12 protein-coding genes and 2 pseudogenes are annotated in these 13897 nt (G+C 69.7%); 5 read left to right on the top strand and 9 right to left on the bottom strand.

The window, feature by feature from the left end; translation table 11 throughout:
- Positions 1-6: 6 nt before the first annotated feature.
- The 7 genes and pseudogenes from A6A06_RS32005 to A6A06_RS31975 all read right to left on the bottom strand — a co-directional run.
- Positions 7-186, bottom strand: a pseudogene (locus A6A06_RS32005) (IS5/IS1182 family transposase); the annotation flags it as partial.
- A gap of 67 nt (positions 187-253) precedes the next feature.
- Positions 254-1105: a class II fructose-bisphosphate aldolase gene (locus tag A6A06_RS32000; protein WP_073766151.1), complete on the bottom strand. Its 852-nt coding sequence runs from the start codon at positions 1103-1105 to the stop codon at positions 254-256.
- Between the two features lie 129 nt (positions 1106-1234).
- A complete protein-coding gene (locus tag A6A06_RS31995) occupies positions 1235-2185 on the bottom strand; it encodes a DMT family transporter (RefSeq protein ID WP_073766149.1) in 951 nt (316 codons plus the stop codon).
- Positions 2182-3174, bottom strand: coding sequence for a BadF/BadG/BcrA/BcrD ATPase family protein (locus A6A06_RS31990; RefSeq protein WP_073766147.1), 993 nt, complete (start codon positions 3172-3174; stop codon positions 2182-2184). The genes A6A06_RS31995 and A6A06_RS31990 overlap by 4 nt, the downstream gene beginning before the upstream one ends.
- Positions 3175-3223: 49 nt before the next feature.
- A complete protein-coding gene (locus A6A06_RS31985) occupies positions 3224-4381 on the bottom strand; it encodes an SIS domain-containing protein (protein ID WP_073766145.1) in 1158 nt (385 codons plus the stop codon).
- Positions 4378-5673: a D-tagatose-bisphosphate aldolase, class II, non-catalytic subunit gene (locus A6A06_RS31980; RefSeq protein ID WP_073766143.1), complete on the bottom strand. Its 1296-nt coding sequence runs from the start codon at positions 5671-5673 to the stop codon at positions 4378-4380. Before A6A06_RS31980 ends, A6A06_RS31985 begins: the two co-directional genes overlap by 4 nt.
- Positions 5674-5878: 205 nt before the next feature.
- The gene (locus tag A6A06_RS31975) at positions 5879-6667 is read right to left on the bottom strand and encodes a GntR family transcriptional regulator (RefSeq protein WP_073766141.1); all 789 of its coding nucleotides are present in this window, start codon (positions 6665-6667) and stop codon (positions 5879-5881) included.
- A 429-nt stretch (positions 6668-7096) separates the two neighbouring features.
- Between A6A06_RS31975 and A6A06_RS31970 the strand changes: the two genes are divergently transcribed.
- Positions 7097-9172, top strand: coding sequence for a glycoside hydrolase family 36 protein (locus tag A6A06_RS31970; RefSeq protein WP_073766139.1), 2076 nt, complete (start codon positions 7097-7099; stop codon positions 9170-9172).
- A 1218-nt stretch (positions 9173-10390) separates the two neighbouring features.
- Here A6A06_RS31970 and A6A06_RS31965 read toward each other — a convergent pair.
- Positions 10391-11044: pseudogene (locus A6A06_RS31965) on the bottom strand (MDR family NADP-dependent oxidoreductase); the annotation flags it as partial.
- Positions 11045-11404: 360 nt separating this feature from the next.
- On the opposite strand from A6A06_RS31965, the gene A6A06_RS31960 reads away from it, so the two are divergent.
- The 4 genes from A6A06_RS31960 to A6A06_RS31945 all read left to right on the top strand — a co-directional run bounded on the left by A6A06_RS31960 (position 11405) and on the right by A6A06_RS31945 (position 13331).
- Positions 11405-12169 (top strand): GNAT family N-acetyltransferase, encoded by a 765-nt coding sequence (locus A6A06_RS31960; RefSeq protein WP_073767104.1) that lies wholly within the window; start codon positions 11405-11407, stop codon positions 12167-12169.
- Between the two features lie 131 nt (positions 12170-12300).
- Positions 12301-12567, top strand: a complete 267-nt coding sequence (locus tag A6A06_RS31955) for a hypothetical protein (RefSeq protein ID WP_199931317.1) — start codon at positions 12301-12303, stop codon at positions 12565-12567.
- A 175-nt stretch (positions 12568-12742) separates the two neighbouring features.
- Entirely contained in the window at positions 12743-12955 is a 213-nt protein-coding gene (locus A6A06_RS31950; RefSeq protein WP_073766133.1) for a helix-turn-helix transcriptional regulator, read from the top strand.
- Positions 12924-13331, top strand: a complete 408-nt coding sequence (locus A6A06_RS31945; protein WP_073766131.1) for a hypothetical protein — start codon at positions 12924-12926, stop codon at positions 13329-13331. The genes A6A06_RS31950 and A6A06_RS31945 overlap by 32 nt, the downstream gene beginning before the upstream one ends.
- Positions 13332-13367: 36 nt before the next feature.
- Here A6A06_RS31945 and A6A06_RS31940 read toward each other — a convergent pair whose 3' ends face one another.
- Positions 13368-13895, bottom strand: a complete 528-nt coding sequence (locus tag A6A06_RS31940; protein ID WP_199931316.1) for a YcxB family protein — start codon at positions 13893-13895, stop codon at positions 13368-13370.
- Between the last annotated feature and the right edge of the window lie 2 nt (positions 13896-13897).

The raw sequence follows: 13897 nt of genomic DNA, 5'->3' as shown, positions 1-13897 counted from the left end.
GCCCGATCACGTCCTGAGCCGGAGGCGGATCGCGGCAACGGTAACGGTGCCGTGGAAGACGTAGGCGCGCTTGTCGAACCTGGTGGCCACGGCACGGGAGTTCTTGAGCGCCAAGATGGTCCGCTCCACTTCGTTCCTGCGCTTGTAGATCGTCTTGTCGAAGCCGGCGGGTCGTCCGCCCCTCGTACACGGTCTTCCACTTCCCGAACCTCGCACTAGGCGACACCAGATGCGGGAAAAGCTTCGCCCCCGCTCAGCCGCTCACCACACCGAGCAGGACCCGGACCGTCTCCGCCATCGCCTCCCGGCCCTGGGCGACGTAGGGGCGGGGGTCGGTCAGGTCGGGGCGTTCCGCCAGCGTCTTGCGGACCGCGCCGGTGAACGCGACGTTGAGAGCGGTACCGATGTTGATCTTCACGATGCCCGCCTGAACGGCTTGTCGCAGATCGTCGTCGCCGACGCCCGACGAACCGTGCAGCACCAGAGGTACGGGCACGGCCTCCCGCAGGCGTTCGATGAGCGCGTGGTCCAGGGTCGCGGAGCGTTCGGTCATCGCGTGGCTGCTGCCGACGGCGACGGCCAGGGCGTCCACGCCGGTGTCCGCGACATAGCGCGCCGCCTCCTGCGGGTCGGTGCGCACCCCGGCGGCGTGGGCGCTCGCGGGAGCGTCGGGCTTGCCGCCCACATAGCCGAGTTCGGCCTCCAGCCACAGGCCGGCGCCGTGGGCCCACTGGGCCGCGGCGCGGGTGGCGGCGAGGTTCTCGGCGTACGGCTGCGCCCCGGCGTCGAACATCGCGGAGGAGAACCCCGCGTCGGCCGCCGTGCGCAGCAGCCGCATGTCCGTCACGTGGTCCATATGCAGTGCGACGTCGACGTCACAGGCCTTGCCGACCTCGGCCGCGGCCCGTGCGATCGGCTCGACCCGGCCGCCGTGGAACCGTACGGCGTTCTCGCTGATCTGCAGGATCACCCCCGGGGCGCCCGCGGCGGCCGCGCCGGCGGTGATCGCCTCGGCGTGCTCCAGCGTGATCACGTTGAACGCCGCGACGGCCCGGCCTGCGGCGGCGGCCTTCGAGACGAGTTCGCGCGTGGGAACCAGGGGCATGAAGGTGTCCCCTCGCTTTCCTGTCGGTTCGGTGGGTACGGGCCGGTGTCGGCCCGTACCGCTACGTGGTTCGGCCGGTACGGATACGTGGGCGATCACGTGGTTCGGCCGGTACGGATATGTGGGCGGTCAGGACTTCTGCGGGGCCGGACTCGCGTCCGCGCCGACGTCCGCGGCGCCCGGGGCCACGGAGTTCTCGCCGCTCTTCTCGTCGCTGTAGACCATCAGGGTCGAGCCCGCGAGGGCCAGCACGATACCGAGGGCGCCCCACACGTTCGGGAGCGTCCGGTAGACCGCCAGGGACAGCACGATGGTCAGCACCGGGGCCAGCGCGTTGGTGATGGGGGCGACGACCGTGGCCTTGCCCCGGCTGAACGCCATGACCAGGAACAACGCGCCGATCGCGTTGAGGACCTGCGTCACCGCGGTGAGTGCCGGCGCCTGCCACGGAGCGTCGGACGGGAAGTCGCCCATCATCACGAACGCCACCGGAACCAGCAGCAGTCCGCTGATGGTCATCCAGCCGAAGGTCGTCGCGTCGTTGACCCCGACCACCGCGGCCTTGCGCATGCAGAACGCCTGCACGCCCCAGGCGACACAGACCAGGATGGCCATCAGCAGCCACGGGCCGTGCGCGTTCGAGTCGTCCTTGCCGCTGGGAATGCTGAGCAGCACGATCGCCGCCAGCGCCGCGACGACACCCACCAGGGCGAGCCGGTTGATCCGCTCCCGCAGCAGCGCCATCGCCATGAGGACGGTGATCACCGGGGAGAGCGACACCAGGGGGAAGATCAGGTACGCCGGGCCGTTGGCGAGCGCGTGGAACAGCAGGAGTTGGCCGCCGGCGCCGGTCAGCCCCGCGATCAGTCCGTACACGGCGGCGACCGGCCGGCGGTCGAACGTGTTGCCGCGCATCGCGAAGTACGCGGGTATGAGCATCGTGAAGGCCCAGATGATGTAGATCATCTCGTTGGGGTAGTCGTACCTGCTGTTCGGCTCGCTGGAGAAGGCGCCCCACACACCCCAGAACAGGACCAGCAGCGACGCGTACAGGATCCAGCTCTTCGTGCCTCTGTTCATCGGTCTTCCCCTTCTGAGGCAGAGATCCCGGAGGCCATGCGCAGCGCGTCGAGCGCGGGCTGGTCGAGCGGGGTTCCGGCGATTTTCGCCGCGTACAGGGCGGCACCTACGACGGGCTCGTACAGAGGCTGTCGCAGTTCGTAGTGGGTGAAACGACTCTTCAGTCCGGTGGCGAACGCCTCCAGAACCGCGTCCGCGCTGAAGGTGCCACCCGAGTAGGAGACCGGTACGGTCTCGTCCGGGCCGAACTCCAGCCGCTCGCGGGTGACGTCGACGAGCAGGGCGAGTTCCCGGCCGGCCTTGGCGAGGATCGCCGAGGCGGCCTCGTCGCCCAGACCGGCCGCCTCGGCCACCGAGCGGCTGAGCGCGGCGATCCGGCTGCGGTCGCCCTGCCACCGGTTGTGGACGACGTCGATCACATCGAGGTCGGACGCGAGATCCAGGTGGCGCCGGAACACCTTGGCCAGGGGGCCCTCGGGGAGCCGTCCGTCGCCCATCCGCGAGAAGGCGTTGAGACCGCGGACCGCGATCCAGTGCGCCGATCCCTCATCGCCGAACATCTCGCTCCAGCCACCGACGCGCACCCCCCGGCCCAGCCGCTCGCCGTAGGTCATGGAGCCGGTACCGCTGATGACGTTGATGCCGTCGACCGCGCCCAGTGAACCGGCCCAGCCGCAGACCATGTCGTTGTCGCAGGCGTAGCGGTCGTGTCCGAGCACGGCTCGCGGGGTCGCGTTCAGGACGGGCAGATCGCGGGCCGCCTCCCCGTAACCGGGCAAGCCGAAAAAGGCGTACTCGATGTCGGCGGGGGTCAGTTCGGCCGCCGCACAGACAGCGTCGACGCCTTCCCCCAGCACACGCTCGACGAGCTCGATGCCGTGGGAGAAGTAGTACGAACTTGCCGCCTGCGCTCGCGCCACGACTTGTCCGCCCCGGTCGACCAGGCAGAATGCGGTTTTCGTACCGCCACCGTCGACACCTAGGAACATCGTTGTACCTCCGTCAGGCGCCCTGGATCCGCGCCGTTGATGCCTTTGATCAGTTGTGCAAGGAGTGCAGGGTCACGCCCTGCACGACGCGGTTGACCTCACCCGAGGGGAACGGGTTGTCGGCCCGCAGGCCCCGGGCCTGGGAGGCGCGCAGGGCGATGAGCTGGGCGTACACCACAGCCGACAGCGCCAGGGCGACGTCCTCGACGCCATCGAGGCCCGGCAGCGGCCAGGCGTCGTTGCCGTCCGCTTCCGCGTCGGGGCCCGCGGAGACGGTGACGACGCTGCCGGCGGGAAGACTTTCGCGCAGCTCCGCGGAGATGTCCTGGTCGTACTTGCGGGTGTAGGGGTCGTTCGACATGTACACCACGGCGACCGAACGGTCGTTGAGCACCGCCTTGGGACCGTGCCGGAATCCCAGCGAGGTCTCCGAGACGGCCATGAGGCTCCCACCGGTGAGTTCGAGCACCTTCAGCGCCGACTCCTCGGCGAGGCCCTTCAGCGGGCCGCTGCCCAGGAAGACGATGCGCTCGGGCCCGCGGGCCACGAGGGCGCCGACGGTGCGGTCCACGGCGTCGCTCTCGCAGATCGACTCGACCGCCCCGGCCAGGCGTTCGGCGACCCCGTCGTAGGCGCTGCCGCCGAGGGCGAGCAGTGCCGCGAGCGTCATGCACGTGAAGCTCGACGTCATGGCGAAACCGCGGTCGTTGGACGCGGCCGGCATCAGCAGCACGTGGGACTTCGGCAGCTCCGCGTGCTCGCGGGCCAGGCGGCCCTGCTCGTTGCAGGTGATCACGAGGTGGTGCACCTCGGAGAGGACCTGGTCGGCCAGGGCGGTGGCGGCCACGGACTCCGGGCTGTCACCCGAGCGTGCGAAGGAGACCAGCAGCGTGGGAACGTCCTCGGCGAGACAGCCGCGGGGATCGGCGACGAGGTCCGTGGTGGGGACCGCGTCGACGCGGCGTCCCAGGCGCCGGGCCAGGGCGGGCTGGAGCACCTGGCCGGCGAACGCGGAGGTGCCGGCACCGGTGAGTACGACGCGCAGGTCACCGCGGGCGACGAGCGGACGCACGAAGGCGTCCAGCGACTCCCGGGAGGCCGCGACGATCCGGTCGACCTCCCGCCACAGGGCGGGCTGCTGGGCGATCTCGCGGACGGTGTGGGCGGCGCCGTCGTCCAGGGACAGGGGGCCGGAGGGCGTGGTCACACGTGCTCCATCAGGTGGGGGTGGGAGGCGCGGTCGTAGTCGCGCAGAACGTCGCGGACGTGGTCCACGGCCAGGTCGCGCGGCCGGGCGGCGAGCTCGCCGTGGCGGACGCGGGCGTACTGGAGCGGGAGGTGGGCGCTGAGCAGCGGCAGCGGGATGTCCACGGCCGAGAGGTTGTCCATCAGCCGGGCCTGGGCCTTTTCGATCTCAGGGTCGGGCCAGTGGTAACGCATCCGGTCGCTGTAGCTGTACCGGCGTGCGAGGCGCTGCTCGGCAGCGCTGCCCGGGTAGTAGCCCTCCCACTTGGCGGGCTCGGCGAGCATCCGCTCCTCGACGACCTCGGGAAGGCGTGACCGCTCGGCGGCCGGCACCAGCTCGTCCTCGATCGCGGCGAGGGCGAACAGCGCTTCCCGCAGGGCGAAGGTCAGACCGGGGCCCACCTTGAGGACCGCCCAGTGGTCCTCGACCAGCGCGGTGAGCGCCTCGGCGGTCTGGTAGTCGGTCGAGTGGGCCTCGTAGACCATGGTGGGTTCGTCGTCGAGGACCTTGCGCAGCTCCTCGGTCAGCTCGCGCCGGTAGTCGACGACCTGCACATGGTCGAACTCGACGGCCGGCTGGACCACGAGGGCCATGACGCGCGGCCAGACCTCGTCGATGCCGTGCTGGGCGAACGCCTTGCGGTGCTGCTCCAGAGTGGTGCGCGCCGCCTCGGGCGTGGTCGGGACGAGCGCGTCGAGCGTCTCGTGCGCGCCGCCGGGGGTGGGCACCTCGGTACCGATCACGTACCGGATCCGCTCGGCCCGCTCGGGGCCGGCCGTCTCCTCGGCCACCCGGATCAGCCGCGCGGCGCGTTCGGCGACCACGTCGTCGGTCAGCGGTACGGGGTCACCGGCGCAGGCGAAGCTGCAGTCCAGGTGGATCTTGGTGAAGTCCGCCGCCACGTAGGCGGCGACCAGGGCGTCGGCCCGCTCCATCGCCTCGTCGGGCGTCAGGGACTGCCACCGGTTCGGTCCGAGGTGGTCGCCGCCGAGAATCACGCGGTCCAGTGGCAGACCACTTTCGGCGGCGATGCCGTACACGAGGTCGCGGAAGTCCGCGGGCCGCATGCCCGTGTAACCGCCGTACTGGTCGACCTGGTTCGAGGTCGCCTCCACCAGTACATGACCGCCGGTCTCCCGTGCTTGCACCACGGCTGCCTCGATGACCAGCGGATGAGCCGAACACACCGAGGTGATGCCCTGCGGCTGTCCGGCCTTCTGACGCCGGACCACCTCGCTCAATGGGCTCTGCATTGCCAACCCCTTACTCAACACTCAACGTGCATCTCAAGCCAATGTGCCGTCATGGCCTGCGGCTCATTCCGGACAGTACTGGTCTCATTTAGGGTCGTCAATAGTCTTATTCTGGTATGTAACTGGTATTGCGTAGTCGAACCGGCAATCCCGCGGCGATCGTTCACGTCCGGTTGGTGATCGTCCAAGTCGGGTTGGTGATCGTTTAACTCTGGTTGGTGATGGAGGCCCGGAACCGGTAGCGGTCCCCCCGGTAGACCTGGACGGTCAGTTCGATCGGGCGTGATTCCTGGTTCGACGTCAGCTGGGTCGCGACGAGCATCGGCATGGTCTCCCCGATCTCGAACAGCTCGATCTCCCGTGGCGTCGGGTGGCGGGCCTCGACCGAGTAGTCGGCGACGCGGGGCAGTTGCGGCGGGTCGGCGGCGCGCAGGGTGGCGTAGAGCGAGGCCGTGGTGAAGTCGGTCTCGGCCAGGGCAGGGCAGACCGCCAACGGAAGCCGGTTGTGTTCGAGCACGACGAGCAGGCCGTCGAGGAAGCGCAGTCGGTGGAGGTCGAAGAGGTCGGCGCCCGGAGCGATCCGGAGCTGCTCGGCCTCGGACACCGTGGCCGGGCGAACGGTGGCGGAGAGCACCTTGCCGGCCGTCGTCAAACCGTTGACCTGTGCATAGTCGGCGAACCCCTGGACCTGCGGGGCCGTCGAGGCGGATGTCATCGTCGCCTCGGGGAGCAGACCGAGCTCGGCGACGAACCACCCGCGCGACGACGACGGCCGCACGATGCCCCGCGACTCCAATTGCGCGAGGGCCGCTCGCAGCGTCACGCGCGACACGGCGTACCGGTCGACCAGAGCCCGCTCGGAGGGCAGCCGGTCACCGGGGCGGGCGGCGGCGGCGCGCAGGTCGTCGAGCAACTGCGTGGCTGTGCGCTCGTACAACGGGAGGACGTCGTCACCGAACAGACCTCTGGGCATCGACGTTCTCGCATCTGTCATACCAGAAGCGTACCAATTCGGTTGATGACGCGAACCCTCGTCCAGGAGGACCACCCGTTGACATGACACTCGAATACCGCTTACGTTCCCGAAGCAGGCCACCCGGTGATGAAGAAGTCGCCCGTGAGTAACCTTCCGTTTCGCCGTGCCCCGGGCACCCGCCGGTGATCGAGGCAGCGTTGTCACAGCTCACCGAGGATGCCCGCCCGCTACTGCCGGAGGCGACCTCGCACTGGGGTACCCGTTCGGACGGTACGCCGTCCCCCGACCCCAGCCGATCCACTGCGAAAACCGGTAGGAGACCAGGCAACGACCAGCCTTACGGACGGTCGCTTCGTCGCGAGCGTGCGGCTCGGCTTCGACGATCCACCACGACGGACAAAAGGCGGCTGCCCCAGTCGGGCACGCACGACCGAAAGAGAGTTCGACATGACGGACATGAACCGGCGAAGCGTACTGAAGGTGGCGCTGGGGGGTGCCGGCCTGGCCGCCTTCCCCGCCGTGGCCATGGGCGCCTCACCCGCGGTCGCCGCACCGAACTCGGGTCCTGACCTCGTCGGAGTCGGCGACACCTCCATCACCCTGGAGTTCGACGACCAACTGCGCAGCCGGGTGGCGCTCAAGGGCGTCGACCTCACCCGCTTCGACGCCGGCGAAGCCCTGCTGGTGGGCGGTAAGGCCATCGAGGCGTTCGCCTACCGCGGGCACCGGACCCGGCACACCCGGCACCCCCGCCATGGCGCGGGCGTCCGGGTGACGATCGAGGGCACGTCCAAGGAAGGCGTACAGAAGACGGTCGAGCTGACCTCCTTCAAGCGCCTTACCGGCATGATCGTGATGCAGGTGACCTACACCAACAGATCCTCCACCGCGCTGAAGGTGACCGGGTGGCGCAACGGAGCCCACGAACTCCTGGAGACCCCCGGCGGCTTCTACACCTTCTCCGGCACCACGTACACGGACCGCCGCGACTGGGTGATGCCGGTGAAGGACGGCTATGTCCAGGAGAACTCGTTGGGGATGGACTCCTCCGACTACGGCGGCGGCACCCCGCTGGCGACCGTCTGGCGCCGGGGCGCGGGCCTGTCCGTCGGGCATGTCGAGCCCGTGGCGACGGTCCTGCGCATGCCGGTCCGCAAGACGGACGCCGGAGCGAGCATCGCCATCCAGGACGACACCGCCCGCACCCTGAAGCCGGGCCGTCGGCTCAGCACCGACACCACGTTCCTGACCGCCCTCCCGGGCGACCACTTCGTGCCGCTCCAGCGGTACCGCGACTACATGAGCGACATCGGCCAGCGCGCCCCCAAGGTCCCCGCCTCGGCCTTCGAGCCCATCTGGTGTGCCTGGGGCTACGAGCGCAACTTCGCCACCGAGCAGGTCACCGGAGCGCTGCCGAAGGCGCACGAGGTCGGCCTGCGCTGGGCCGCGCTCGACGACGGCTGGCAGACCAACGAGGGCGACTGGGACATCAACACGGCGAAGTTCCCGCGCGGCGAAGCGGACATGCGGGCCTTCACCAAGGAGATACGGGACGCCGGTCTGCGGCCGCGCCTGTGGTGGGCCCCGCTGGCGGCGGACCCCGACAGCAACCTGTTCCGGGACCGGCCCGAGATGCTGCTGCTGGACCGCAACGGCAACAAGCAGGACGTCACCTGGTGGGACGCCTACACCCTCTGTCCGGCCTACCAGCCGACGGTGGACTACTTCGTCGAGCAGGCGAAGAGGTTCATCGGCGACTGGGGTTACGAGGGGCTCAAGATCGACGGCCAGCACCTCAACGGTGTCGCGCCCTGCTACAACCCGAAGCACCGGCACGCCCGCCCCGAGGAATCCACCGAGGGCGTGGCCCTGTTCTGGAAGGCGATCCACGAAGCCGCGCACGAGGCGAACCCCGACGCCCTCGTCGAGCTCTGCCCCTGCGGCACCGCCTTCGCCTTCCACAACCTGCCCTACGTCGACCAGTACCCCAGCTCGGACCCGGAGTCCTCCTACCAGGTCCGGAGCAAGGGCAAGTCGATGAAGGCGCTGATGGGCAAGGGCAGCAGCTACGCCGGCGACCACGTCGAACTGAGCGACGGCGGAAACGACTTCGCGTCCTCTTACGGCGTCGGAGCCGTCCTGTCGACCAAGTTCACCCTCCCCGGAACCGGAGCCCCGGACAAGGCGACCGACCTCACCCCGGAGAAGGAGGTCCTCTGGCGCAAGTGGGTGTCCCTGTACGAGAAGAACATGCTGTCCACCGGCGAGTACCGCGGCGAGCTGTACGACATCGGCTTCGACAAGCCCGAGGCGCATGTCGTGGCCAAGAAGCGGACCCTCCACTACGCCTTCTACGCCAACCAGTGGAACGGTACGGTCGAGCTGCGCGGTCTTGGCCGCACGCGGTACCGCCTGACCGACCCGTTCACCGGCAAGTCACTCGGAATCGCCACTGCTCAGCACAACACCGTGAAGCTGTCCTTCGAGCGGTTCCAGCTCATCGTGGCCGAGCCCATCGGCTGATCAGATGGGGCGGCCGGGGCGGCCGGGGTGGCCGGGGGTGGCCGGGGCGAGGGCGGCCGGGACAGCCGCCCGCCCCCCCGCTCATCCGGCACTACGGCGGGGACCGGTCGCAGGAGTTCCGGGCTTATCTGCGTGCGGTGACCAACCTCGGCATCTCCCTCGGTGCCGTGCTGGCGGGCTGCGTGGCGCAGCTCAGCACGCTCACTGCCTATCAACTGATGGCCGTCGGCAACGCAATCGCCTTCCTCGTCGCCGCGGCGGTCCTGTTCCATCTGCCACCGGTCACGCCGGTCCCCGCCCCCCTCAACCGGGGACCGGTCCGTCGTCAGCCTGAAGAAGTTCCCACGGCCCGGCACCACTCATCACAAGAGTGCCGGGCCGTAGTCACCGGTGAGAGCACCGCTGAACCTCTTGATGCTTGGTTCGGAGGGAGGGTGCGGCAGCGGCGGAGGGAGGCCGGGTGGGCATACGGGAGACCAGCGCTCCGCCGCACGGGGCGGCCAGGGGAGCGAACCCCCTGTAAGAACAGCTGGGCCGGACGCGTGGTGTAGAGCGCGTGCAATGGGCCGGTTGCCTCCATCAGCTGCCGCACAATCGCCGACGCCTCCAGCCGGGGCCGGCCCGCGTGCTCGTGAACGTGCTCAGCTCCGCTCGGCGCGTCTACGCGGGCCCGCCTCCTCAGGGCGCGCACCAAGACGTAGCCGCGCATTCCGCAGCCGGGTCCCTAGCCGGGTCCCTCGGTCCGGACATTCGGGACGATCTCCGCAGCTCCGGTGGCAGCGGGAAGTAAACCCGCCGGGCCATCTCTCCCCCTCCTGGCCGTCAACCGTTTCCGGAGCCGGGCGATGACCAGCCAGGCCGTCCTGATCAGGATGCCGCTGGCGCCGGCTGATCAGAACTCGCAAGCACGAAGCGAGGATCCCAGGCCGTGATGACCCGCCCGGCCACGCGGCTGGCAGGGTCTGTTCCCAGGCCAGTACCACTGCGGCAAGGTCTGGGTTCGCCCCGGCAACGTCGCTTGAGTCACTCGGTCCGCCAGTCCGGAGTCGACGTACTGGCAGAACGGTCGCAGAGCCTGGCAGGAGAAGTCCGCAGGGGCGAACCGCAGGGGCGAACCGCAGAGCCCTCCTGGTGCCCCGGGAGTCAGGCGGGGGCGGGGCGAACGCGGCGTCGACGTAGGTCACCGGGTCCTCCAGGCAGCGCAGGTACCCGTTCGAGTCACAGTTCCACGTGCACCGACCCGGTGAGCTTGCCTTCCGTCAGCTCTCGCAAAGCGCGCGGCGCTTGGTCGAGGCCCTTCAATACAGTGCGCGGAAACGTGAGCGTGCCGTCGCGCAGTCCGCGTCCGAAAACCTCGGTCCACTCGGGGACTATGTCGAAGTGGTTGTAGAGGGACGCGCCGCGCAGCGTGAGATCGCCGGTGATGACGGCGACCGGGTCGATCTTCGCGGCGGGGGCGTCACCGAGCTGCCCGGCCAAGGCCCCGATCATCGCAATGCGCGCGCCGCGCCGCGCCACCGCGATGGCCGCTTCCAACTGCTCGCCGCCGACATGGTCGACGACCACGTCGAGACCGTCGGGCGCGGCGGCCCGCAGCTGTTCCGTGAGGGAACCGGCACCGCGCAGGACGGCGGCGTCGTAACCCAGCTCCTCGGTCAGGAAGTCGGCCTTGCGCTGAGAGCTGGTGGAGCCGATGACCCGGGCCGCGCCGCGCAGCTTGGCGATCTGCCCGGCCAGGGAGCCCACACCGCCGGCCGCGCTGGTCACGAACACGGTGTCGCCCTCACGGACCTCGCCGACCCGTACGACGCCGAGGTAGGCGGCGGCGCCCTGGGAGAGGTGCGCGGCCTGGGCCGGCAGCACATCCGGGTCCCGCGGGGCGGGCCGTGAGGTGGACCTCGCGATGGGCCGCGGGGATGGCGGGTGCTGCGGTCATGCACTGACTCCTCGTCACGTCTGCCGGTGGCGCGGTGCTCGTGGCCCGTCGGCGTGGTCGTGGCACTGCTGCGGAAACGCCTCGGGAGCACCCCACGCTCCCGGTTCCGCTGTTGGCTGAAGCGACGCGCAAGCACATTGAGGCCGGACGGGGGCGTGGTGCGACGGGCGGTGGCAAAACCGGATGCCGGGACGCAACCACAAGCATTGAATGGAGACACCATGGATACATCGGAACCGGAATCGGAATCGGAACCGGAGCCTCTGACCGCCGACCAGGCCGATCTACAGATCAGGATGGAGCTGAACCTCGCCGAACACGCCTGCCACCTCCATCGGCGGCTGGGCGGCGCCACGGTCGTCGAGACGGCTGACCTGCTGATCGCCGACAGCGGACTGGACGACGACACCTTCAACATCGTCGCAGCGGCGCGCTTCGCCACGGATACGGCCGCACCGCGTGTCCGCCGGACCGTCCGGGAGCTCGCTGCCACCGGCCGCCCCTTCTCGTGGTGGGTGGGTCCCGCCTCGGCACCGGCCGGTCTGGCCGCGCATCTGGAGGCTGCGGGCGTGACGCCTTCGGAGACCGAGGCGGGGATGTGGCTGGGCCTCCGCGAGGCCCAGCCGCAGCCGCACGCCGACGGTCTGGACATCCGCCCGGTGAGCACCCGCGAACAACTCGTCGACTACGCCACGGTGCTGGCCGCGCTGTGGAACCCGCCGGCCGCCACCGTCCGCCGTTTCTACGCCGAGACCGCCCAGTGGGCCCTTGCCGCTGACAGTCCGGCCCGCTACCTCGTCGGCTACGTGGCGGGCCGGCCGGTCTGCTCGGCGGAGGTCTTCCTCCACGCCGGCGTGGCAGGGATCTACAACATCGCAACCCTCGCGACGGACCGCCGGCGCGGCTACGGGGGCGCGATCACGCTCGCGACACTCCACACCGCCCGCGACGAGGGCTTCCGGACCGCCGTCCTGCAGGCGTCGGCGGACGGCGAGCCGGTCTACCGCCGGCTGGGTTTCCGCACGTGCGGAGACTTCACCGAGTACGCCGTCACGCCCTGACCCGGGTCTGCCGATGAGGTGTGCGGGGAACTGCTTTCCGGTGTCCGGGCGACCCGTGTGGGTGATCGTGCGGCTGAGTGGGAGAGCCCTAGGGTCGTCCTCGTCACGGGCGACGATGAGGGGGAATGCTCATGCTCAGGAAGATGCTGCGCGTGGTTTCCGTGGCCGTTCTGGCCGCTGCGGGGTTCGCGCTGCCGTCGGCCGCGGCGGCAGCGCCGCGGGCCGAGGAATCCGTCAGCAGGGCTGTGGCCGCCGCTCCGACGGCGGTCTATGGCCCGTATGCCAGCTTCGAGGTCTGCTGGGTCGCGGGAAACCAGGGCCAGCAAGCCGGCCAGTGGCAGTCGTTCTTCTGTTCGCAGAACGGCACGACTTCGTGGTGGCTGTTCACCACTCCGTAGCCTGACCGGTCCGGGACACCCGCCGGGCGGCGGTGACGCCGCCCGGCTTTTGCGCGCGCTGCTCCTGTCCCGGCGTTCTCCCCGATGCCCCATCGGCAACCGCCTGCCCCGCGGCCCCGCCAGCCCTGTAAAGCGCGCTTGACATCGACCATGAGGTGACAAGTAGGCTTTACGCGTGCGCAACACTGTCAGGGAACTGCGGTCGTCACGAGGGCTCTCCCAGGGGCAACTGGGCACGGCCCTCGGGGTCTCACGGCAAACGATCAATGCCATCGAGACCGAGCGGTACACACCTTCCCTGCCGCTCGCCATGTCCATGGCAAAGTTCTTCGAGGTTGGCGTTGAGGAGATGTTCCATGTCGATGAGAGCCCGGCAGAAGACCGGTAACACGGCCGGGCGGTCCGTCCCCGGCTTCTTCCTCGTCCTCGGAGGCGCCTGTCTCGTGGCCGCGGCTTTCGGTGGCCGCCTCGTCGTCGGTCTGGTGGCGTTCGGGATCCTGGCGGTCTGCAGTCTCGCCTTGGTGCTGCTGGGGCGCCGGAGCGAGACCTATCAGGGCGTCACCGAGAAGAATCCCGACGAGCGCTTCGCCCGCATCGGAGGGCGCGCCTGGGCCGGTACGGGTGTGGTGCTCACCGTGGGGAATCTCTGTGCCTTCATCGGCGAGCTGGCATCCGGGAGGAGCGGTGACCCCTACTTCTGGTTCGTGGCCACGGCCGCCATCTCCTACATCGCGTTCGTCGCCTTCTGGTCCCGGCGCACCTGAGAAGCGGCCCCGAACGGTCAGTGGCGGCGCGTCGGCTCAGGCGCGAGTCAGATGCTGATCGAACAGGGTGCGCAGGCGGTCCACGTCACCGGGTCCGGGGGCGCCGCGCTTGGGCAGGATCGTCAGGCTTGAGGCGTTCTTGTCGCCGCTGAACAGCACGAACACGCGCGGTGTTTCGGTATAGCGGGCCATGGCCCGCCAGGCGAGGGCGCTGGACTGCTGCTGGTTCGTCACGGTGATGCCGCTCTCGTCCACCACCGTGCGGCACGCGCCCCCTGCGTCGGCCAGCCGGTAGAACTGGCGGGCCTGCATCCGGGGTGCGCTGAGCATCACGAGGAGCAGGACCGTTGGCATGGCCATGAGGGGAATGTCGACGGTCCCGTTCAGCAGCCAGGACGCGGTCGCGAAGGCGAGCAGCAGTACGGCGATCAGCGTCATGAGCCGCCGCACCCGCCGCCCGGCCCGCGTGGCCCGCATGCGGGCTCGCAGTGCCTCGCGGAAATCTTCGATCGTCGCCCGGTACGCCATTTCGACCCGTATTCCGGTCTGTTGTTCCGCGTTCACGC

It is taken from the genome of Streptomyces sp. CB02923 (assembly GCF_001905005.1).
Lineage (GTDB): Bacteria > Actinomycetota > Actinomycetes > Streptomycetales > Streptomycetaceae > Streptomyces.
This window is presented reverse-complemented; position numbering and strand designations above follow the sequence as displayed.

What these genes read in the sequence shown, in the direction of transcription:
- A6A06_RS32000 (WP_073766151.1), bottom strand. Translation starts at nt 1,105, where the DNA reads ATGCCCCTGGTTCCCACGCGCGAACTCGTCTCGAAGGCCGCCGCCGCA.
- A6A06_RS31995 (WP_073766149.1), bottom strand. Translation starts at nt 2,185, where the DNA reads ATGAACAGAGGCACGAAGAGCTGGATCCTGTACGCGTCGCTGCTGGTC.
- A6A06_RS31990 (WP_073766147.1), bottom strand. Translation starts at nt 3,174, where the DNA reads ATGTTCCTAGGTGTCGACGGTGGCGGTACGAAAACCGCATTCTGCCTG.
- A6A06_RS31980 (WP_073766143.1), bottom strand. Translation starts at nt 5,673, where the DNA reads ATGCAGAGCCCATTGAGCGAGGTGGTCCGGCGTCAGAAGGCCGGACAG.
- A6A06_RS31975 (WP_073766141.1), bottom strand. Translation starts at nt 6,667, where the DNA reads ATGACAGATGCGAGAACGTCGATGCCCAGAGGTCTGTTCGGTGACGAC.
- A6A06_RS31970 (WP_073766139.1), top strand. Translation starts at nt 7,097, where the DNA reads ATGACGGACATGAACCGGCGAAGCGTACTGAAGGTGGCGCTGGGGGGT.
- A6A06_RS31960 (WP_073767104.1), top strand. Translation starts at nt 11,405, where the DNA reads ATGGAGCTGAACCTCGCCGAACACGCCTGCCACCTCCATCGGCGGCTG.
- A6A06_RS31955 (WP_199931317.1), top strand. Translation starts at nt 12,301, where the DNA reads ATGCTCAGGAAGATGCTGCGCGTGGTTTCCGTGGCCGTTCTGGCCGCT.
- A6A06_RS31945 (WP_073766131.1), top strand. Translation starts at nt 12,924, where the DNA reads ATGTCGATGAGAGCCCGGCAGAAGACCGGTAACACGGCCGGGCGGTCC.